At 69.7% G+C, this 19,082-nt stretch carries 17 protein-coding genes and 7 pseudogenes; 7 read left to right on the forward strand and 17 right to left on the reverse strand.

Features of this window, described 5'->3' with window-relative positions:
* Positions 1 to 25 precede the first annotated feature (25 nt).
* The 3 genes and pseudogenes from E6R62_RS29415 (at position 26) to E6R62_RS42255 (ending at position 1,665) form a co-directional block, all read left to right on the forward strand.
* Positions 26 to 625 (forward strand): hypothetical protein, encoded by a 600-nt coding sequence (locus E6R62_RS29415; RefSeq protein WP_136216525.1) that lies wholly within the window; start codon positions 26 to 28, stop codon positions 623 to 625.
* A gap of 38 nt (positions 626 to 663) precedes the next feature.
* Positions 664 to 782, forward strand: a pseudogene (locus tag E6R62_RS41300) (IS5/IS1182 family transposase); the annotation flags it as partial.
* Between the two features lie 172 nt (positions 783 to 954).
* Complete coding sequence (locus E6R62_RS42255; RefSeq protein WP_368773875.1) at positions 955 to 1,665, forward strand: transposase; 711 nt, start codon at positions 955 to 957, stop codon at positions 1,663 to 1,665.
* On the opposite strand, the gene E6R62_RS29430 is transcribed toward E6R62_RS42255, so the two are convergent.
* Complete coding sequence (locus tag E6R62_RS29430) at positions 1,577 to 2,911, reverse strand: alpha/beta fold hydrolase (RefSeq protein ID WP_136216527.1); 1,335 nt, start codon at positions 2,909 to 2,911, stop codon at positions 1,577 to 1,579. The genes E6R62_RS42255 and E6R62_RS29430 overlap by 89 nt on opposite strands.
* A gap of 68 nt (positions 2,912 to 2,979) precedes the next feature.
* Between E6R62_RS29430 and E6R62_RS29435 the strand changes: the two genes are divergently transcribed.
* On the forward strand, positions 2,980 to 3,597 hold the full coding sequence (locus tag E6R62_RS29435; protein ID WP_136216528.1) for a TetR/AcrR family transcriptional regulator: 618 nt from the start codon (positions 2,980 to 2,982) through the stop codon (positions 3,595 to 3,597).
* Between the two features lie 650 nt (positions 3,598 to 4,247).
* Here E6R62_RS29435 and E6R62_RS29440 read toward each other — a convergent pair.
* The 11 genes and pseudogenes from E6R62_RS29440 to E6R62_RS29475 all read right to left on the reverse strand — a co-directional run bounded on the left by E6R62_RS29440 (position 4,248) and on the right by E6R62_RS29475 (position 13,671).
* Positions 4,248 to 4,571, reverse strand: a complete 324-nt coding sequence (locus E6R62_RS29440; RefSeq protein ID WP_276615669.1) for a chaplin — start codon at positions 4,569 to 4,571, stop codon at positions 4,248 to 4,250.
* A gap of 472 nt (positions 4,572 to 5,043) precedes the next feature.
* Positions 5,044 to 5,370, reverse strand: coding sequence for a DUF427 domain-containing protein (locus tag E6R62_RS29445; protein WP_136216529.1), 327 nt, complete (start codon positions 5,368 to 5,370; stop codon positions 5,044 to 5,046).
* Between the two features lie 419 nt (positions 5,371 to 5,789).
* Positions 5,790 to 6,109: pseudogene (locus tag E6R62_RS41305) on the reverse strand (transposase); the annotation flags it as partial.
* An 87-nt stretch (positions 6,110 to 6,196) separates the two neighbouring features.
* The gene (locus E6R62_RS29455; protein ID WP_136216531.1) at positions 6,197 to 6,832 is read right to left on the reverse strand and encodes a VOC family protein; all 636 of its coding nucleotides are present in this window, start codon (positions 6,830 to 6,832) and stop codon (positions 6,197 to 6,199) included.
* A gap of 273 nt (positions 6,833 to 7,105) precedes the next feature.
* Positions 7,106 to 8,040: pseudogene (tgmC, locus tag E6R62_RS29460) on the reverse strand (ATP-grasp peptide maturase system methyltransferase); the annotation flags it as partial.
* Between the two features lie 2 nt (positions 8,041 to 8,042).
* Positions 8,043 to 8,253: pseudogene (locus E6R62_RS41310) on the reverse strand (transposase); the annotation flags it as partial.
* Positions 8,254 to 8,656: 403 nt separating this feature from the next.
* Positions 8,657 to 9,784 carry an insulinase family protein gene (locus E6R62_RS29465; protein WP_168714213.1) on the reverse strand — a complete coding sequence of 376 codons (1,128 nt, stop codon included), beginning with the start codon at positions 9,782 to 9,784 and terminating at the stop codon, positions 8,657 to 8,659.
* Positions 9,781 to 10,857 carry an insulinase family protein gene (locus E6R62_RS39845; protein ID WP_168714214.1) on the reverse strand — a complete coding sequence of 359 codons (1,077 nt, stop codon included), beginning with the start codon at positions 10,855 to 10,857 and terminating at the stop codon, positions 9,781 to 9,783. The genes E6R62_RS29465 and E6R62_RS39845 overlap by 4 nt, the downstream gene beginning before the upstream one ends.
* Positions 10,854 to 12,101, reverse strand: coding sequence for an MFS transporter (locus E6R62_RS29470; protein WP_168714215.1), 1,248 nt, complete (start codon positions 12,099 to 12,101; stop codon positions 10,854 to 10,856). The genes E6R62_RS39845 and E6R62_RS29470 overlap by 4 nt, the downstream gene beginning before the upstream one ends.
* Positions 12,098 to 12,841: a hypothetical protein gene (locus E6R62_RS39850; protein ID WP_168714216.1), complete on the reverse strand. Its 744-nt coding sequence runs from the start codon at positions 12,839 to 12,841 to the stop codon at positions 12,098 to 12,100. The genes E6R62_RS29470 and E6R62_RS39850 overlap by 4 nt, the downstream gene beginning before the upstream one ends.
* Entirely contained in the window at positions 12,838 to 13,671 is an 834-nt protein-coding gene (locus E6R62_RS29475; RefSeq protein ID WP_206308878.1) for a hypothetical protein, read from the reverse strand. Before E6R62_RS29475 ends, E6R62_RS39850 begins: the two co-directional genes overlap by 4 nt.
* A 607-nt stretch (positions 13,672 to 14,278) precedes the next feature.
* On the opposite strand from E6R62_RS29475, the pseudogene E6R62_RS29480 reads away from it, so the two are divergent.
* A pseudogene (locus tag E6R62_RS29480) lies at positions 14,279 to 14,573 on the forward strand (hypothetical protein); the annotation flags it as partial.
* Positions 14,574 to 14,950: 377 nt separating this feature from the next.
* On the opposite strand, the pseudogene E6R62_RS42260 reads toward E6R62_RS29480, so the two are convergent.
* Positions 14,951 to 15,082 (reverse strand): annotated as a pseudogene (locus E6R62_RS42260) (DUF6233 domain-containing protein); the annotation flags it as partial.
* A 349-nt stretch (positions 15,083 to 15,431) separates the two neighbouring features.
* On the opposite strand from E6R62_RS42260, the gene E6R62_RS40350 reads away from it, so the two are divergent.
* Positions 15,432 to 15,575: a hypothetical protein gene (locus E6R62_RS40350; protein WP_206308879.1), complete on the forward strand. Its 144-nt coding sequence runs from the start codon at positions 15,432 to 15,434 to the stop codon at positions 15,573 to 15,575.
* On the opposite strand, the pseudogene E6R62_RS29490 reads toward E6R62_RS40350, so the two are convergent.
* From E6R62_RS29490 to E6R62_RS29500, 3 genes and pseudogenes are all read right to left on the reverse strand, one after another.
* Positions 15,559 to 16,760 (reverse strand): annotated as a pseudogene (locus E6R62_RS29490) (IS110 family transposase). The gene E6R62_RS40350 and the pseudogene E6R62_RS29490 sit on opposite strands and share 17 nt — an antisense overlap.
* 326 nt (positions 16,761 to 17,086) lie before the next feature.
* Positions 17,087 to 17,359: a LuxR C-terminal-related transcriptional regulator gene (locus tag E6R62_RS29495; protein ID WP_136216536.1), complete on the reverse strand. Its 273-nt coding sequence runs from the start codon at positions 17,357 to 17,359 to the stop codon at positions 17,087 to 17,089.
* Between the two features lie 155 nt (positions 17,360 to 17,514).
* The gene (locus E6R62_RS29500) at positions 17,515 to 17,748 is read right to left on the reverse strand and encodes a hypothetical protein (RefSeq protein ID WP_136216537.1); all 234 of its coding nucleotides are present in this window, start codon (positions 17,746 to 17,748) and stop codon (positions 17,515 to 17,517) included.
* 180 nt (positions 17,749 to 17,928) lie between these two features.
* On the opposite strand from E6R62_RS29500, the gene E6R62_RS29505 reads away from it, so the two are divergent.
* On the forward strand, positions 17,929 to 18,285 hold the full coding sequence (locus tag E6R62_RS29505) for a hypothetical protein (protein ID WP_206308880.1): 357 nt from the start codon (positions 17,929 to 17,931) through the stop codon (positions 18,283 to 18,285).
* 126 nt (positions 18,286 to 18,411) lie between these two features.
* Here E6R62_RS29505 and E6R62_RS29510 read toward each other — a convergent pair.
* Positions 18,412 to 19,082, reverse strand: a 671-nt coding sequence (locus E6R62_RS29510) for a transposase (protein ID WP_136216538.1), incomplete at its 5' end; no start/stop codon positions are given.

Below are 19,082 nucleotides of genomic sequence, written 5' to 3' on the forward strand. Positions count from 1 at the left end.
ACGATCTACCCGATACAGGACGCGCATGTCACGCGAGAGATTCACCGACTTCGATTTCGGCCTGACCGTTCTGGCGGGTGGCTTCCACCAGGACTGGTGTTACACCGGCGCTCCCGAGGACGTGGCGCTGGAGTCCATCGGGTCGGGTGAAGGGGCCGCGGCTTTGGAGCGCGACGTGTCGGTGCTGATCGGCTCAGAGCTGGGCGACGGACAGATAGAGCGGCTCTGGGAAGCGGCGACGGACGAGAACTACGTGTTCGGACCGGGCGAGACGGGGCGGGGCCTGCTCCGCCGGTTCCTCGCGGTCGGTCGCGACTGGCAGCGCGCGCACGGAAGTGCCCGGCCCGCCGGCGACCCGGCATGGGAGGATCCGGAGCTGCGTGACCGAGTGCTGCGGGCCGTCGCGGCGGCACCGCTCGGCGTAGAGCTGCGGGAAGTGCTGACCGTCTGCGCCCGGACGCTCTCGGCCGAGCTGGCGTTCCGGCTGCTACTGCGGCTGTACGTAGCGGGCATGGTTTCGGTCACACCGGTGGACTGGCATGAGTACCAGCAGATCAGTACCGCCTTCATGCTTGGTGAACATGTGATCGAGATGATCGAGTTCCTCGTCGAGGACCCGCACTAACAGGCCATCTCGTTTGGCGAGTTCGAAAGGTTGCTGCGGTGGGGATCGTCGAGCGGCTGGTTCCGGATGGGCTGTGGGCGTTTTCCAGCGGGTAGTGCCGGAGGCACCAACTCGTGCGCAAGGTCGAGGCCGGCGCCGGCACGGTGACCGGGAGGTGCGTGGGCGACGTCGGAGGCGCCGAGTGTCTTCTGGGGGCGCATGATCCATGAGGTGATGTCGCGAGGGCGGGGAGTCGCCGATCGGGCAGGTACCGCGATGCCTTTCCGGATGGTCACCACGTAGCGGTGCACAACGTGGCGACGCTCCTATGACAGTTGGAAGCGCAGCCTGTGCCGGCCCTGGCTCCACCGACACTTGGCACCGACGAGTTCGCGTTCCGCAAGGGCCGGACCTACGGCACCGTCCTCGTCGACGTCGACGTCGAGTCCGCCAGGCCGGTTGACGTGCTGCCTGCTCGAGAGACCAGCAGGGTCGCCACCTGGCTCCAGGACCACCCCGGCACCGAGATCATCTGCCGAGACCGCCTGATGGCATTCACCCAGGCCATCAAGCAGCCCGCCCCAGAGGCGCTGGAGGTGGCAGATCGCTGGCGCCTCCAGAACCTCCCGACGGCCGTCGAGAAGACCTGCTGCCGGCACCGTGACTGCCTACGACAACCAGCTGGACCAGAGGGAAGCCCACCGTTGGCCACACCGGAGACTCCGCTCCTGGACCGGATCCGACAGCGCCACGCGGAGGTCAACGATTTCGCTGCCAGCGGTATGTCGCTCAACGCCATCGCCCGTCGTCGGCAGCTGGCCCGCAAGACAGTCCGGCGCGCTACCGGAACAAGGACCTGGCAGGTCTGCTCGCCTCCGCGCAGGATCGCGGCCGCGGTGTCCTCGACCCGTTCATGGAGCACGTGCAGCACCGCTTTCATGCGGCCTGCGCCCGTGACGGGCTACAACGTCTTCATTTGTGGTCGCGCAAGAAGGCAGGGATCTCGTCGCGGGTCGGGTAGTTCGGCAGGGGGGCTGGCTTGTCCTGAAGGAAGGCGGTGATGACGGCGGCGGCTCGGTCGTTGTTGTCGTCCAGGCCGTTCCACATGTGGTGTCCGACTCCGGGCACGTACTGCGTGCGCTGGATGGCGAGGTCATTGGCAAGGACGGTGGTCTCCCATTGACGAAGCTGGGAGGAGCATTCGGCGATCATCAGTATCGCGGGGGTCCGGGAGCGCATCAGCTTCGAGGCGATGGAGGGGGAGTCCTTGACCGTCTGTTGGATGCGGAGGCTGGCGGCGGGACTGAAGGAGAAGTTCTGTGCGGTGTCCTCGGCGGGGATGCGGTGCGCGTCGCGAGCGCAGTAGGCGGATGCGGTGTCGCTGCCGAGGTCTGCGGCGGTGAAGGCATTGTCGCCTTCGGCCTGTCCGATCAGTCCGGTGTCGGGGGTGAGGAGTCCGAGTCGCATGAGGCCGAACGCCACGGCGTACCGGGGGACGTGCGTCGATCGCGGTCCGGACAGGGCCGGCGCGAGGTCGCGCGCGGATTGTCGGCCCTTGTGGCCGGTGATGTGTGCGGTGGGGCCGTCCATGGGGCCGGGCTCGGCGATGATCGCCCGGTGCAGGCGTGCGGCGACGCTCGGGTCGGCCAGGGCTCGGGTGAGCACGGTCCCGCCTGAGGAGAATCCGAGGATGTCGACCTTGCCCTTGTTCAGGCGGTCGACGAAGGCGGCGAGGTCACGGACCGACCTGGAGATCGTGTACCAGCCCATGGGCAGCAGGTCGCTTCGTCCGCCACCGGCCTGTTCGTAGGCGTAGACGTCGTAGCCCTGCCGTGCCAGGAGTTGCAGGAACCGGTGGTCGAGCACCGAGATGCCGCGGACCGGTCCGCCGTTGAGGTACACGAGCGGGATGGGATGCCGGGTGTCCGGGTTTGCGGGCGGGTAGTGGTACACCGCTACCCGGCTGCCGGTGGACAGGCTCCAATGCTGCGTGGTCACGAACGGCAGGGCGGGCGGGTATCGCCGGGCCGTCGGCACGGTCGGGATACAGACCGATGCCGTCAATGCCGCCGCGACAACCACCGGCAGGAACGGCACGAACCGCGCCGGCCCAGTGCGGCGTCGCCCCAGCCACATCGCGAGGACAGCTCCGACTCCAAGGGTCGTCAGCCATGCGGCGAGGGCCGACCCTGCTCCATCTGTGAGGGCGGTCAGTGCGAGAAAGACGACGACAAGCGTCGTGACGGCGGCCAGGGCCAGCAGTAAGCGTCCGGTGAAGCGGACGAGACGTATGGCGGACGTAGTCACGGTGGACCTCCGACAGTTTCAGAACGCTGTTTCAAAACGACGTTATCAGAAGGGGTAATCTGTTGACCGTGGGTAGGCCGAGAACAAACGACGAGGCCGTCAAAGAGCGGCTTGTGGAGTGCGCGACCGAGATCCTCGCCACCCGTCCGCGGGAGTCGCTCACGGTCCGCGCCGTGGCGGCTGCCGCCGAGGCGTCGACGACGGCGGTGTACTCCCTGTTCGGCGGTAAGGCCGGGCTGATCGACGTGGTGCGCGACAGAGCCGTCGCCGGCCTGTTCCAGGACGTGTCGGCGGTGCAGACTTCATCGGACCCGCTCGCCGACCTATACGCGCTGGCCGTCGCCTACCGTCGCTGGGGGCGAGGACACAGCCACCTGTACACGGTGCTGTTCGGTGGTGTGCAGTCCTTCGACCCGTCGGGGGAGGTCGGTGCCAGTGACCCGATCCGTCCGCTTCTCGCGGCGATCGATCGTGCCGTGACAGCGTCCGTCCTCGTCGGCGAAACAACGTCGATCGCCCTGTCGATTTGGGCCACCCTCCACGGGCTGGTGACTCTTGAGCTGGCCGGGGCCTGCGACGCTGCGACGGCCGAGGCCGCATTCCGCTCGGCGATCCACGCCACGTTGCGTGGATGGACGACCCCGGCGGTGTTCCGCAGCCTTCGCCAAGCAGAACTCGCTCATTGACAGGATCAGGGCCGGATATCGGGGCCCTCCCGGTCCCTGCCGAGGCGAGGGTGTCCCGTCGGTGAAGACCGGCATGCCCAGGTCGACCGACTGCGGCCGGCTTGACCATCGCAGTGAGTTCCTCGGCTCGAACTCCGGTGTGGCGCAAGGTCTCGATGAGTGCCCAGGACCAGAAGGCGTCGTCCTCCATCAGGCTCTGGTTGATCCGGCGGCTCGGTGGCACCGACCGGCCGGATGTAGAGGTGCGGCGATCCGTAGTCCAGCCGGCTGGGAACCTGGTTCGCCTTCAGTAGCTCCCGCACGTAACTCGTCCCGTCGTGCTCGAAGACCCCCTTGCGCGCATTGGCGCGAGCGGCCGCTGGCAAGGCAGCGGCCTCACGGTGTATTCGCTTCGGCCGTCTGGATCCACGAAGGGCGTGTGACTGAGCATTGCAGTGGCCCCGAAGCGTTCCAGACGAGCGCTTCAGAGGGCCCAACCGCTGCGGACGGAGACATGCGGCAAGATGCGGACGCATGACCCGTCACCATGCCGGGCCAGGTCCGGGCTGTGGCCACGTCCGATCCCTCCGGGCCACTGACCGTGACCGGCCCCCGAGGGCGGAGCCGTCTCGTTTTCATCGCGGAAACCGCAGCGCACAGCCCGGTACGGTTCACACGGCGCTCTGGGGTGACGGCGCGAAGTGCGCCGGGTCCCGGGTCTGGTGTTCGTCGTATTCGCCGTGCTGCTGGCCCTTGTAGTGGTCCTTGAGTCCGCCGCCGTTGACGCAGGGTTTTCCCAAGGCGGGGGTTGAGGAGGCCGACGACGTTGACGGTGTGCCGCAGACGTTGACGGGGATGTGGATGGGCACTTGGACGACGTTGTCGGAGAGGACGCCGGGGGAGCCGATGGCGGCGCCTTCGGCGGTGGCGTTGGCGGCGGCCATCCCGCCCCGGTCGGCGGCCGCCAGCTCGAACGGCTGCGTGCGCGGGCCGATGCCCGCCACCGCGGTATCTGCGTCGGCGTGTGCAGGGTGCGGACGCCGAACACACCCAGTCCCAACTCACATGACCGCACGGTCCCGTCCTTGAGTCGGGGGCCGCTTCTGAGGACCCTGGGCCGGTTCGCTCCCGGTGCGATCGTTCCCGCCATGCTGTCGACTACGGGCTGCCGATGCGGGTGCGAGTAGCGCATACACGAATATGCCCTGGTGAACGTGGTCTACTTTGAACCCGGCACCGGCGATGGCGTCAGTGAAGGTCTCGGCGTCCCAGACTGTGTACCAGCGGCGCCCGTCGGGCTCATCCAGCCAGCCGGTACGGCCGACGGACTTGACGCACGCATACAGCTTGCCTCCGGGGCGCAGCAGCCCGGCGAACTGGCCGAGGACGTCCGCGGTCTCCGACTCGCGCAGGAGCCTACCGCGACGATCACGAACCGACAGCCCCTACGACAAGGCGACTTCAAGGTCAGTAGAGGGTCTCGGTGTCGTAGAAGCAGAGGTGGTCCTTGATCGCGGCGACGTCCGGCTTGGGGTCCGGGTACGACCAGACGAGGTCGGTGGCTCCGGGTACGGACCAGTAGCGGGCGTCGCCCTTGAAAGGGCAGTGGCTGGTGGTGTCGGAGGGGGTCAGCAGGTCGGTGCGTACGTCCTGGGATGGCAGGTAGTACCGCGGGGGGCAACCCGTCTCGCGTAGTACCAAGGGGCGCCGGCTTTCGGCCAGGACCTGTCCGTCCTTCACGACGCGAACGTGCTCGGTGCCCTGTTCGATGGTGATGTCGTGTCCACGTGTCATACGCTCCTCAGCGCACCCGGCCGGGGAATTCTTCCCGCCGATCCCTGCCGGGCGTCGCGGAACATCCGTACGGGGGGACAGACCGGGGGGACCCCCGGGATTTCGGCAGCCCGACGGATCCCGGCCTCCTCAACCGGGCGGCGAACACGCCCGCGCCCCCCGAAACCCCCTCCACCACGTTCAGCGGCACGAAACATCGCCCTCTCCCGGCTCGCCGCACACGTCAAGCTCTACGACCAAGGCACCGCCGTGCCCGCGAGCGCCGCGCCCCCATTCAAGCAGCGCAACCGAGCAGGAGCTGCCATGCAGATCGTGTCTCTGGTCAGGGGCTACGTAGGGTCCCCTGGCCGTGCGCGCCGCGGACGGACGGCCCCATGCAGACGCTCGTCTCCAGGTTCCTTTTTGAGTGTTCCGGCAGTGTGCTGGTGGGCCCTGGTGACCGTGGAGTCCACCGAGACCGTCCGGTCGATGTCGTCGTGGGCGTCCGCTGTCGCCAGGACGGCAGCGAGGAGTGTCTCGCAAGTGCCGTCGACGACCCGTCTGATGGGTCGTTCGTGAGGTTGGGGAGGCCGGTCTCGTTGGGAGGGTTTTGCCATGGCGGGCTGGTGCGGTACTTCCATGCGAGGGCGTCAAGGGTGCGGCGGCGGTGGGCCCATCGCTGTCCGCGGACCGGATCCGCCGGTATCAGCGGCTCGTTCCGGTCGCATATCGCGTCGGTGGTCACTGAGCGGACGGACATATCCGATCAACCGACCAACCCATCGAAGAGGCACGTGCAAGTCGGGAGACCCCAGTGGGCTGCTCCCGCGAGGCAGTCGGGTCCTGGTCAGATTGTGACCGGGCCGTGGGGGGTGGTGAACTCGACCGAGACCAGGCCGGGCTCCTCGTCCTCGACCCAGGTGACGTCGATCTGGTCGAGGGGGTGGTCGGCCGGTTCGCCGAGGAATTCGGCGATGGAGGCGGCGTCGCCGGCGATGGAGACCCCGTGGATGGTGGTGGAGGTGCGCGGGTCGGCGCTGGGGCGTTCCTCGGTGGGGACCAACCACTGTAGGAAGTAGGGCAGTTGTGGGTCCTCCAACAGTTCCAGCAGGCCGATCTGTTTCCATCTCAGGTCGAACCCGTCGGGGCGGACACGGTGGCCCTCGGCCGAGGTGCGGCCAAGGCGGGCCTCGACCGGGGCGATGTCGTCGACGGAGACCACCCAACCGAGCCAGCCGCCGCCCTCGGCGGCGCGGCGCGCGACTGCCTGGCCGAAGGGTGCGCGGTCGGCGGCGGGGTGGTCGAGTGTGGTGACGACCTCGACATAGGTGCCGCCGCTGAGCGGGAGAATGAAATTGCGGGTGCCGAATCGCGGGTGCACGCCCCCGTCGACGAACCCGGCGCCGAGGGCCGATCCGATCCACTGGACGGTCGAGACGAAGCTGTCGCGGGCCACCGCATAGGACACGTGATCAAGTCGCACTGCGGCATCATCACCCGACAATGCGCACAAATCCCGACGCCACGCCCGCCGCCCCTGGCCACGTCCGCCGTGGATTGAGCCGTGGAGCGGATCGAGCACAGTCATCTCGGCGTGGGAGGCCCGGTACCCGGTTGAAGCCGGGCAGCAGCGCTGCCAGGTCGAGGCCCACGACCCGCTCGATCAGCCGCCGCGGGGCAAGCGCTGCTGCCACGGGATTTCGATCCGCAAGCAGCACCATGCGCACGGCATGTCCAAGTGACAGGCTCTGGTTGGTCAGCACAGGAGGTGCTGCCGGCGCAGCGCCGAGGAGTCGCCGATCCAGTAGGTATGGGAGCGCTCGGTCACGCGGAGTCGAACCGCGGCGATGGTGGGCCGGCCGGCGTCGCGCCAACGGCGCAGCGCCCTCTCGATGTCGTCCCACAGGGCGACGGGGCCGCCTTGGAGTACGACCCAGTCCCCGCCTGCCTGCACCGGTTCGGCAAATGCCCCCGGTCCGGGTCGAAGAGGTTGACGAGGGCCTTGCCGTCGTCGGCTCGGGCCCACAGGACTTGGGTCGTCGGGGCTGCCAGGTGGGCCAGGAAGGCCGGCATGGGCTCATCGAGGTCGGTCGGGGCGCTGACGGCGTGCCGCTCGCTGTCCGGGTACGCCACGCGGGAGGAGAGGTCTCCGGCGATCGGAGTGACGGCTTGGGAGCGTGCTTGCATGAAGTTGGCGTGGGCGACGAACCGCCCCTCGGCCGTCCCGTCGTCGTTCACGGCGACCTTGGCGAGGCCGGTCCCGGTGAGCAGTGATCCGATGGTGGCGAGGATGATCCCGCCGGGGCGTGTCTGTCGCACCCACGTATAGGGGGTGCGACGGACCCCGCACGTGGCGATCACCCTGTCGTACGGGGCGCGCCGGGGCAGGCCCAGGAGGCCGTCCCCGGTGACGGTCCAGGTGGAGTACCCGATCGCTTCCAGGGCCGCGTCCGCGCGTGCGGCGACATCCGGATCGACCTCGATCGTGGTGACGTTGTCCTCGCCCAGGCGGTGGCACATCAGGGCGGTGGAGTAGCCGGTCCCGGTGCCCATCTCCAGCACACGGTGCCCGTCCTCGATCTCCAGTTCCTCGATCATCCCCAGCACCAGCTGTGGCACCGTGGACGACGAGGTCGGGATGCCAGGCACCGGGCCCGATGCCTGGTCGGCGGTGAGCCGATTGTCGAGCTGCTCAGGGCACCGATCGAGGCCGGCTGGTCGACGACCACGAGCACGGTCCCGTGATTGGCCTGCAGCTTGCCGAACACTTCGCGGAGCTTGGGCTCGCTGTTGGGTAACCGCTTGTCGAAGGGCCCTCTTCTCGGCCGGTGTGACGGCGGTGGCGTGGTGTTCGCCCTTGCCGACGTCCAAGCCGAGGAACGCACCGATGTCACTGACGTCGATCGGGCGCTTCCTCCGGTCCTCCCATCGCCCGGCCGTCCCACGGCACCGATCGCCACATCCACATTACGAAGAGCCTTCCGACCTGCGAAGAAGACGGTGGTCCTGCCCCTGAACAGCGGTCTGTCGATGCCTCCGGAGCCCGTGACTCCACCCCCCAACGCATGCGATCGACAGGGGGAGAAAGTCATGCCAACTCCGGAGGCCGGGCGCCCGATTGCGGGGCCACCAAGAAGGTAGTGGGGGACATCGGCTGAGATGGGTGCGTGGCCCCACGCGAATTCGGAGGTCCGTCAGGCAGAACCTCTTCCGGTGGTCGTCCCCCAGTCAGGCCCGCACGGCCCGCCAGCTCTCCCACCGGGGCCGGGGCTCCGGCTCCTTCACGCGCCCTCTTCCTCCCGTCCGGTCAGAGGGCCCAGGGAACGGAGGCCTGCAGGGTGGAGGCGGCCTGGGCGGTGGCTGCGGGGCGGTCGAAGGGCTGGTGCAGGGCCTCCCACGGTGCGCCGAGGCCCGTGGCGTGCGCGAGCAGGGCGTCGCGGGCTTCCCAGGGGAGGCGGAGCCGGCTGCGGCGTGTGGTGTGGGATCGGGCGGCGACCTGGACGGCGCCGGCGACGAGCTTGTCCAGATTCGCCTCGGTGAGCACCGCGCTGTGGAGCGCGGCGGCGGATTCCACGGGAGTCCGGGCGCAGTCCGTGTCGTTGCGGTAGGCAGCCAGCAGGAGGTCGCCGTGATGGCAGCGCAGGACCGTCGAGCCCACCGGGGTGGCGCCCTGGACGCGTGCCAGCGCGTCGGTCGGGGCGCCGGGGCGGACCAGTGCCTCTTCGAGGAGGTCGGCCCAGGGTGCCCGGGGTCCCGGGCCGTGCGGGGGGCGCAGGGCGGCGATGCCCCAGACGGGATCCGGGGCGGTGGCCGGGTGGGGGACGGCGGTCTGCACCGGCGGGCGGTCGTCGCCGCCGGGGAAGAGGCCGGCGGCCCGGTCGAGGTGCGCCGTGGTGATCGCACCCGCCATGACCAGGACGGCGGCGTGCGGGGTGTAAGCCATACGGCCGTGGTCGAGGACGGCCGGGAACGGGACCTCGCCGACGGTGGCCGGGGTGGCGGTGGACGCGTGGCCGGGACCGATGTGGGGGGCCAGGCGGGCCGCGACGGCGGCGCCTATGCCCGATGACCGGGCCGACATGGCCAGTTCCAGGGCCACGACGGGGCGTTCCTGTCGAGCCGCCCGTTCCAGTGCGGCGGGGCCCGGGCGGACGAGGGCGGCGAGCGCCCGGAGCGCCGCGTCGCATTCCTCGGTCGGCACGTCCACGGTGAAGGTGGTGTGGTGGCAGCCGGTGACGGCGGTCACGGGCAGGGATCCCAGGAGGCCGGACGGGACGGCAGCGAGCGCGGCGTGCTCGCACAGGTGGGCGGCGCCCGGGGCGTCGGGCGGATCGCAGGCGAAGCCGGTGGGCAGGGCAAGGCCGAGGGAGACGAGCGGGGTGTCCTGGAGCGGGACGGCCCGTACTCCGGCGATGCGCCGGGGCGTTTCGTTCACCAGGCTCCTTCCAGGGTCCGCGCCAGGAGGACGGGGTCGGCGGCCAAGCCGTGCACGGCCCAGCGCGGACGTGCTCCCGGGAGCAGTGCGAGGTGTCCCGTCGTGCGGCGCGGGGCCTCGAGTAGACAGCGTTGGGAGGGCGTCGGGGGCTGCGCCGCGGCGAGGCGGCCCAGGGCCAGCGTCCGCTCCCTGTGGATCCCCCGCTCGGCCTCCCGCAGCCGGGGGTGCGGCGCTGGGGCGGCCAGGAGTTCCTTCACCGCGCCGGCCATGACGCGCGCGCAGTCCGGGGCCCGCTCGGGTGTGGTGCTGACGGTGATCATCAGGGCGGCGTGCTCGCCGCGGATGAGGGGCACCGCGGCGATGCCGTACGCGAGCGGCCGTCGGACGCGCAGCCGGTCGAAGAGGATCCCGCTGTGGGGCTGCGCGAGGAGCTGGGCCGCGACCGTCACGGCTCCGTCGGTGGCGCAGGCCTCCGCGAGGGGGACGGCGAGCGTCAGTTCGAGGCGGCCGGTGGAGGGGTCGCCGGCAGGGCCGGGGGTTGTGCCCAAGTGGAGGACCGGCCCGTCGGCCCATGAGTGGAGCGGGGTGGCGGGCAGGACGAAGTCCTGCTCGTCGACGCCGGGGGAGGAGTGGGCGGGGCTCCAGGAGAGGAGCACTTCGTCGATCTCCCGGCCGGTATAGACCTCGTCGGGACCGCCCCAGCACTGGGTCCAGCGGCTGCGGCCCCAGACCGCGCTCTCGACGGCGTGCAGGGCCCGTTCGACGGGGTGGGCGAGTTCGGCCTGGGCGGCCGACCGGCGCAGACTGTCGAGGCTCAACGCGGCCCGGTCGCTGATCGGTTCAAGCGCGGACCAGATCTCCGTGACGGGCGGCGGCCCGGCAGGTGTCCAGAGGTCCAGTAGCGCGCTGCGGGCGGTCAGCACGCCGCGCAGCGCACCGCCGGCAGCGGCGGCCCGGCCGGCCGGGGTCACGCTGAGCGGGGCGGTGGCGAGGGCGAGGGCGAGGGCGGCGAGTCCGGGGCGGTGATCGACGTGGCCGCCGGGAACCCGGAACCCGGTGGGTGCGGTGGTCAAGGGGTAGCGTCCTGCCTGTTCCAGCCGGCCAGACAGGCGGCGACGAGACCGACGGAGGCGAGGGAGCCGATCACCAGGACCCCCCCGAGGGAGAAGTGCTGGGCCAGCGCGGGGAGCACCGCGGAGGACAGGGCCAGCGCGGCATTGACCACGCTCCGGCGCAGTGCCATGACCTGCCCGATCATGGAGGCGTCCGCGGTCTTCTGCCAGCCGATGGAGGCACCGGCGGCGATGAGCGAGTTGGCCACACCGCCCAGTACGCCCGCGATCAGCAGCAGGGCGAGTGGTGCGGCGCCCCGGGCGGCGACGGCGATCGCCGTCAGGGGGACGAAGGCCGCGCCGAGCAGCAAGGAGGTGCGGGGCGTCCAGTCCCGACCCGGCAGGACGGCCATCGACACGAACACCCAGGCTCCCCCGACGCAGGCCGGGTACCAGCCGGCAGCCGATTCGCCCAGGTCGCGGGTGGCGGTCACGATGACGGCCGCGGTGGTTCCGCCGAAGCACAGGAAGTAGGCGGCCTCCGCCCCCAGGAGGGCGCGCAGGCGCGGGGTGGTGCGGACCAGGGTGAACCCGCCGCCGAGGCGGGGGCGCGGCTGCGTGGGTGCGGCCGTCGCCGCGGGGCCCGCTGAGCTCGTGGTGGCGGCGGACCGGGTCCGGATCGCCGAGACGCACACGGCGCAGACGGCGAACGTCAGGGCGTTGACCAGGAGGGCGGCGGAGGGGCCGACGGATGCGAAAAGCAGGGCGCCGGCTGGGGGACCGAGCACGATGGTGGCACCGGTGAGTCCTTCGAACCGGGACACGGCGGCGGGCAGGGCGCCTTCGGGGACGACCTCGCGGATGAGCCCCTGTAGGGCCGGAACCGTGACCGTGTTGATGGTCTTGATCAGTACGGCGCAGACGAGGGCCGCGAGCACGGAGTGCAGCGATATCGCGCCGAACAGAGCCAGTACGGCGACGGCGGACACCAGTTCGCCGGCCAGCACGAGGCGGCGCCGGTCGTGGCGGTCGGCCAGTACGCCCGCCCAGGGCGCGAGGGCGATGACGGGCAGCGTCTCGATGGCGAACGTCAGGCCGGAGGCGAGCGCGGAACCGGTCTCCGCGAGGACCCACAGGGGGAGGGCGATGTACTGGATCATCGTCCCCGTCATGGACAGGAGCTGGCCGCTCCACAGCAGGGCGTAGTCGCGGCCGAGGGCGGGTGCGCGCGCCGGTGTGGGGGCGATGGGGATGGGCGCCGTCACGGACTTCCTCCGGTCCAGCCGCTCAGGCGCGCAGCAGCCTGGGGCTTGGTCTCGTGGTCGGGTGCGGCGCCGAAGACGCCGGTGACCGCGGTGGCCAGTTCTTCCAGGGCGTCCAGGGCCCGGGAGTCGCCGGAATTGGCCTCGATCTCGAACCACCAGTGGGGGCTTCCTCGGTCGGCGTGGCCGCCCAGCGGGGTGAGCCGGCTGCTGTCCAGGGTGATCCCGAGGATCAGGCCGTCACCGAGCCGCCACAGCACCTTGCGCCGCCGCTGTACGGCCTTGCCGTAGGGGGTGATGTCGCCGAGTATCGGGCCCAGCCGCTGGGCGAGTCGCCGCAGGGGGGCAGCGGTGCCTCGGGCCACGGCCCGGGAGATCTCACTGGTGGGCATGCGTTCGGCGACTTCGAGGGCGTCCCGGCGGTCACCCGCGTAGCGGACGGTCTCCTTGAGGACGAGCCAGCCGGTACCGGTCATGGCGCCGTAGTTGACCAGGGCGGCCAGGGAAAGGCCGCTGTCGCTGAGCTGCCAGCCCGCGGTGTCGAAGTACAGCGCGGACTGGGCGAAGGTGTGCGGCTCGCCGCGCTCCCCGCCGAGAGCGGGGGCGGCCTTCTCCAGTACGGCGTGGACCAGGCGGTCTCCGCCTTCGGGGTGTTCGGCGGCCCAGCCCTTGGCGGCGGCGTCGACACGCCACTTGTATTCGTACTCGACGCCGACGGCGGAGGGTGCTGTCTCACTGGTCACGCGTGATCCCCTGTGCTGGTGTGGCGGCCGGCGGCCGGCGTCCGGGCCGGGACGGACGGCATGGGCGGTGTGAGGGCGACCGGGACAGCAGGAACGGTCAGGACGTCACATGCCGACGGATCGAGGCCGAGGGCGCGCGCGCATGCGTCCCGTACGGCGGCCGCAGCCGCGGGCGCCGGCCGGAAGTGGCCCGACTTGAGGTTTGCCACCACTCCGGTGATTCCACCCGAGATGATTGGTGTGATTTCGCCGGCTGCGCGTACGCGAAGCCTTTCGGGGACCAGCATCGGATGCGCCACTGGAACACCTGATACGGTTGCCCGGTTTCTCCCGAGGATGAGGTCGGCCATGCGAAAGGCGCGGGTCCAGACCCTGAGTCGTCCAGTGTCGTCCACCACGTACATATAGGCCGTGGGGCGTGTTTGTGGTTCCGGTTCCCATTCCTCCAGGAAGGCGATGTCCTGGCGAATTGATTCCGCTGCCGAGGCGTATTTTTCGGTGTATGCGGCGCGGTCGAACTCGATGATCGGTGGGTGGCCGTCGAGGATGCGGACGGGCGGTGGCGGACCCTCGGGGAACGGGCTCCGGTCGTAGAGGCCTTGAATCCGGGCGACCACATCGCGCCGTTGGTCCTGGAGCAGTCCGGCCCCGCCGGGGCTGGCCTCCAGGGCGGCGAAACGTAGCGTGACCAGCTGTTCCATCAGGACGAACACCCTCGCCTGGGAGGTGGGTCCGTACCGTGCGGTGTAGTCACGCTCCAAACCGTCGAACCTGGCGATGAGTTGGGGTACGTCGTCTTCCAGTATCATGCGGCTCGGCTCCGTCGTCATGGCGAGCTGCCGGAGGGCGGGGCGCATAACGGGCGCCCCGCCCTCCGGATTTTTTAAACTCAGGCGCTGGTGAACTGCGCCTGCGTGGCGGCGAGCGCCTCGCGGGTGTCGGACTCCAGGCCCAGCTCCTCGAGCTCGGCGACGAGGGCGTCGATACGCGACTCGGTCATTTCACTCCCCTTTCGATTTCGTGAATTAACGAGGTGGCCGCGAAACCGGAATTAGGCCTTCCTTCGACCGTCCCGGCCCCTTGGCTGAACAACATCTAACGCGCAGAAGATCGGTGCGTCAACGAGTTACTTCCGTTAACCGGGCACCGTGCACCGGAATCTGAAATTCCCTTGCGGCTGAAATTTGACCCCTCGGCGCCCGGATCGCTCCCCTATGTGACGGTGTGGATCGGGTGCTATCCGGAATGGATCAGGCCGTATGGCCGAGAGAGAGCGCATCAAAATTGTTCGACGCCACCGTGAGAGCCTGCTCGAAGGGGGGGTAAATCCAGGTTTGTCAGATAATGCCCGAGGCGGCGGAAAGTCCCGTCCCCAGAGCTGACATAGACCGCCCACGGCGTGTGCGCGCAGGGGGAGAGGGTCGTACCCTTCGCGGAATGAGAGCTCGGGTGCCTGTGCTGTGGCGGGTGGCCATGGAGGCAGCGCTGTACGGGCCGGGGGGCTTCTTTGTGCGTCCCGGCGGGCCCGGACCCGCCGGACACTTCCGCACCTCCGTGCACGCCTCGCTCCTGTTCGCCGGTGCTGTTCGCCCGGCTGCCGGCCTCGGTCGACGCGGAAGTGGGACGGCCCCTGCGGCTGGACCTGGTGGACATGGGGGGCCGGGCGGGGCGCCTCGCCGCCCTGCCGCACGAGACGGCGGCGCGCATCGTGCCGTGCGCCGTCGAGCGCGCGCCCGCCTCCGAGTGGCTCGACCTCCGGATCCGCTCAGTGGAGCCCGGGTGGGCCTGGTGAGTCACCGGTGACTCACCAGGCCACCTTCGTCGGTTCTTCCCCATGGGAGACAGTCGTCCTAAGACCGTCGCTGTCGGTCACCGTGACGGCCGCGCGCTGGGGCGCATGGGCGGCACCGGCACTTTTGCCGGTACCGAAGCATCGCTCGCCCGGCGTGCGATCAGCGTGAGGGAAACCTGAGGGGAAACCTAGGGGGAAGCCTGGGGGGAAGCGGTCCTTCCCATGATTCCGTATTTTGCCTGGTCAGGTGTCGTTCTTCGGTCGGTGACCTGCCGGATTTGTATGTCTGGGTGGGTGGTGTGAGCGCGGTTGTCTGGTCAGGTGGTCATGCCGAGGGCGGTGTCGGAGCTGCAGTACGGGCAGGGCTCCGCGCCATCGGCGAGCATGCGGCGGGCCTGGTCGCGGTCGATGGGTGCCCACGTGCACGCGCAGCGCCTGAGGGCCGCCGGCGGTGCGGAAGGCTTCGGCTTTCCAGTCCGGGAGGCGGCAACGGTAGCCGGCTCTGCTCCTAAGCGAGGGCGGCTTCGAGTGTGGCGATGGTGCGCGCGACCTGGTGTTGCTGCCAGGTCAGCCAGGCCTGGACCGCCCGCCACCGCTCCAGACGTTCCGGGGTCCTGCTCACCACGACCGCCCACCCGGACGGGGGACGGTGAAGGCACCGTCGACGTAGCCCACCACCAGCTCCCGTTCCCCGCCGGGCGCTGCCTCGGCCGCCTCTCGCGGTTCCACCCGCCGCACGGCGTCGTATCCGCCCGCCCGCCAGGGCCGGACGAGATCCGCGATCCCTCCCAGGTCGATGTGCCGGATGTGGAGGTCTCCGACGAGGGGATCGAGGCGGCCATCGCTCTCGCGGACACCCTCTCCGTCCGGGACATCGGCGAGATGCCCGACGAGTACCGCGTGGCGCTGGAATTGTTTGGGGTGGTCATGCGGCGAGGGTGACGGTGGGGGTTCTGGACTCGTAGAAGGTGCCGTCGCGGAGCATGGCGAACAGGACGCTGATTCGTTGGCGGGCGAGCCGGAGGAGGGCTTGGTTGTGGGTCTTGCCGCGGGCGCGTTGGCAGTCGTAGTAGGTGCGTGAAGCCGGGTCTTCGTTCATGCAGGCGAAGGCGGAGGGGAACGTGGCCCGTTTGAGCTGCCGGGTTCCGCCGCGGGGTGCGTGTTCGCCGTGGATCGAGGTGCCCGACGACTTGGTGGTGGGGGCGAGGCCGGCGTAGGAGGCGAGGTGGGCGGCGCTGGGAAAGCGGGTGCCGTCGCCGACGGTGACCAGTAGGAAGGCGGCGGTCCTGACGCCGACTCCGGGCATCGAGGTCAGGACCGGGTGAAGAGGGTGGGCCTCCAGCAGGGTGCTGATCTGGGCTTCCAGTGCCCGGCGCCGGTCATGGACCGCGGCGAGTGAGGCGGTCAGATGTCGAGAGCGCCCGTGCCGGGAGCGATGACGGTCTGTTCGTCGAGAGCGTCGAAGACCTCGTCGATGAGTCTCTGTGCCATCCGCGGGGCCTTGGGTCGGATGAGTTCGACGAGTCTGCGGCGGCCGGCCTTGCGTAGTGCGGCCGGGGATCCGTATCGCTCGAGGAGCCAGGTGACGGCCCGGTGGTCCAGTCGTGGGCCGAGCACGCGCTCCAGCGAGGGGTGGAACTGGGTGAGCAGGCCGCGTATCCGGTTGCTGGTGCGGGTGGCTTCTGCGGCGAGGTCCTGGTCGAAGCCGGTCAGCACCGTGAGCTCGGCGGTGATCTCGTCGGTCAGCTCCAGCGAGCGCAGCGTGTGGGGCATGGTGCGGGCGGCGTCCGCGATGACCGTGGCGTCCTTCGCATCCGTTTTCGCCTCTCCGGGGTAAAGGTCGGCGATCCGTCGCATGGCCAGTCCGGGCAGGTAGGCGACCTGGCAGCCCGCGTCGCGGGCGACCGTCAGGGGCAGAGCACCAATCGAGGCGGGCTGGTCCACGATCACCAGCACCGTGCCGAACTTGTCGGTCAGCTTGTCGAAGACGGCCTGGAGCTTCGGTTCGCTGTTGGGCATCGGCTTGTCGAAGACCTTCTTCTCGGCCGGGGTGAGCCCGTGGCCGTGGTGAGCTGTCTTGCCGACGTCCATACCCAGGAAGACGCCCACATCGCCGGTGTCTAACATCGCACCCTGCCCGGGTGGTTGACCGTGCCGGCCTCGGCGGTGGCACCGTGCTCGCGCATCCACGTTATGCAGACCTGCCGCCCGCGAACCGCCGGGCCCGGTGACACCAACCCCCAGGTCATCCGTTCGACAGAGGGGACACAGTCATACCGGCCCGGAGGCCAGCGGCCCCATTGCAGGACCGCGAAAAAGATAACCGGAGGGGCCGGTCCGGGCTTTTCGTCCCGGCGCCCGGCAGCCCGGGCGAGGGAGCCTTGCTGCGCGCGTCAGGGGCCTGAGCGCCCGGGCGGCTCAGGCCCCTGACAGGAGGGCGGGGCGGGCAGTGGTCAGCCGGCTTCCGCCAGGGTGGGGGTGGTGGTCTGGGTGTAGGCCGCGGCGGCCAGGCAGGCCTTCAGCCGTGACCACAGGCCCAGCTTCGCCAGGATGCTCACGACGTGGGCGCGGACCGTGCGTTCGGTGATGAAGAGTCTCTCGGCGATCTCACCGTTGGTGGGGCCGTCGGCGAGGAGGAGGAAGACCTCCTGCTCGCGGGCGGTGAGGCGTCCGACCTTGGCGAGGGCGGCCATCCAGCTGGGTGTGGGGCGGTCTTCGGTGTGCATGTTCCCCCTGTCGTACGCCAGGGGCGGGGATCTGGCGGTGCTGCCCCTGGGGACTGGTGAGCCGAGGGCTCGGTTCGGTGCTGTGTGCCGGACGAGGACGCCTGGTCGGCGGCGTCAGTGGCGTGCAGGTCCGGTACCGGTGTCGGTTGCGCCGGTCAGGACGTGTCCTCGCGGGACCGGGACTTGGCGACCCAGTAGGCGCCCTGGACGATCAGGGCGATGCCGGCCAGCTGCGGCCCGTGCCTCAGGAGCGTGTTGTCGCCCGCGATGGGGAGCAGGCCCCACGTGGTGATGACCACGAGGACGATTCCGAGGAGACCGGCTGCGATGCCCGCGGCGAGGTAGAACGCGGGCGACCGGTGGGACTGGTCAGGTTCTGGTGCATTCATGATCATATCTTTACCTTCGCAACTCACCCACCTCGTAACTTTTCGGCCATCCCGGCGCGCGGGCCGGGTCCGTGCACCGAACCACCCCCGCGTCGGCGGGGAGCACACCTCTTCCGCGCGCGCGGCCAGCAGCTGCTCCGAACCACCCCCGCGGGCGGCTGGGGGGTGATCTTGCACCATATGTACGACCCGTCTCTCGGCGACTTCGATCGGATCGACTACCGCACGCTGTGTCCTCCCGGGGTTGAACTGGTGGTCTTCGAGCCCAACCCGTGTGTCGCCAAGGCGCATGGCCCCAAGGCGTACCACTACAGGGACGGTCAGGCAGTTTCCTGCGTCGACTACGAGGCCCCTGACACGGTCGGCGAGTACTGGCCCAACGAGCTGGCACCCGTCATCACAGCAGCCGCACTTGACTACCAGGATTTGGATTATGAAGAGCAGTTGACCAGGCTCATCTGTGACCACCTGAGACTGCCTGCGCTGGACCGCGACCACATCGCGCTTGACCACGCCGTCATCGCCTACTTCGGCTAGACCACCCTCCATGGCGCCTGTGAGTGGGTGGGGTGGTGGCAGCGGGTGTGCGGGGGCTCGTCGTGTTGAGGGGGGTCTGTTCAGTAAACGGCTCTGTCTCACATTCGGTGGTAGCGGAGGGTGGAGTTACCCGAGGAGGATGCGGTGGCGGAGCAGGGTGAAGCCTGCTCGTCCGTGCATCTGGCGGGCCATTCGTTTGGTCTTGGTGTTGACGCCTTCGATGGGTCCGTTGCTGTACGGAAGTGTGACCGCGGCGATCACGGCGTCGCGGTCTCGCTCGAGGCCGCGGGTGAAGGCGTGAAGGTGTGGCAGGTCGGCGGTGCGGACCTGGGCGATCCAGCGTCCGAGTGCGTCGGCGTTCTCGGGTCGGGGTTTCATGAGCGGGGCGAAAGCCCGGATGGTCGTGGCCAGGTGGGTCATCTCGGGGCAGGCGGCGGTCAGCTGGTCCAGGAGGTCGCGATGCCCGGGTTTGAGGTTTTCGGGCCTGGTCAGGAGCATCCGGGCGAGTCTGCGCGGGGAGATGTGGCTGCGGTCGGCGTCCGCGCGGCCTTGGTTGATGTACTTGTGCAGGAGGTTGAGGCAGCCGGTGAAACCGAGGGCCTTGATCTCTTCGAAGAGGTGCTGGACGGGGACGGCGGGGTCTTCGGCCCGGCGTTTGCGCAGGTGGTCGCGGTGGGGGTCGACGAGACTGGACCGGTATTTGGGGACGCGGAGCATCCGCTCGGGCCGCTCGGCGCGGGCATAGCGTTTGACGGTATTCAGGGCCAGTTGGAGGCGGCGGGCGCATTCCAGGAGGC

It is taken from the genome of Streptomyces sp. A1136, assembly GCF_004795055.1.
Lineage (GTDB): Bacteria > Actinomycetota > Actinomycetes > Streptomycetales > Streptomycetaceae > Streptomyces.

Bases quoted from the DNA above. Each gene is read 5' to 3' on its own strand.
- E6R62_RS29500 (WP_136216537.1), bottom strand. From the start codon at position 17,748: ATGAATGCACCAGAACCTGACCAGTCCCACCGGTCGCCCGCGTTCTAC.
- E6R62_RS29495 (WP_136216536.1), bottom strand. From the start codon at position 17,359: ATGCACACCGAAGACCGCCCCACACCCAGCTGGATGGCCGCCCTCGCC.
- E6R62_RS29445 (WP_136216529.1), bottom strand. From the start codon at position 5,370: ATGACACGTGGACACGACATCACCATCGAACAGGGCACCGAGCACGTT.
- E6R62_RS29475 (WP_206308878.1), bottom strand. From the start codon at position 13,671: ATGACGACGGAGCCGAGCCGCATGATACTGGAAGACGACGTACCCCAA.
- E6R62_RS29415 (WP_136216525.1), top strand. From the start codon at position 26: ATGTCACGCGAGAGATTCACCGACTTCGATTTCGGCCTGACCGTTCTG.
- E6R62_RS29505 (WP_206308880.1), top strand. From the start codon at position 17,929: ATGTACGACCCGTCTCTCGGCGACTTCGATCGGATCGACTACCGCACG.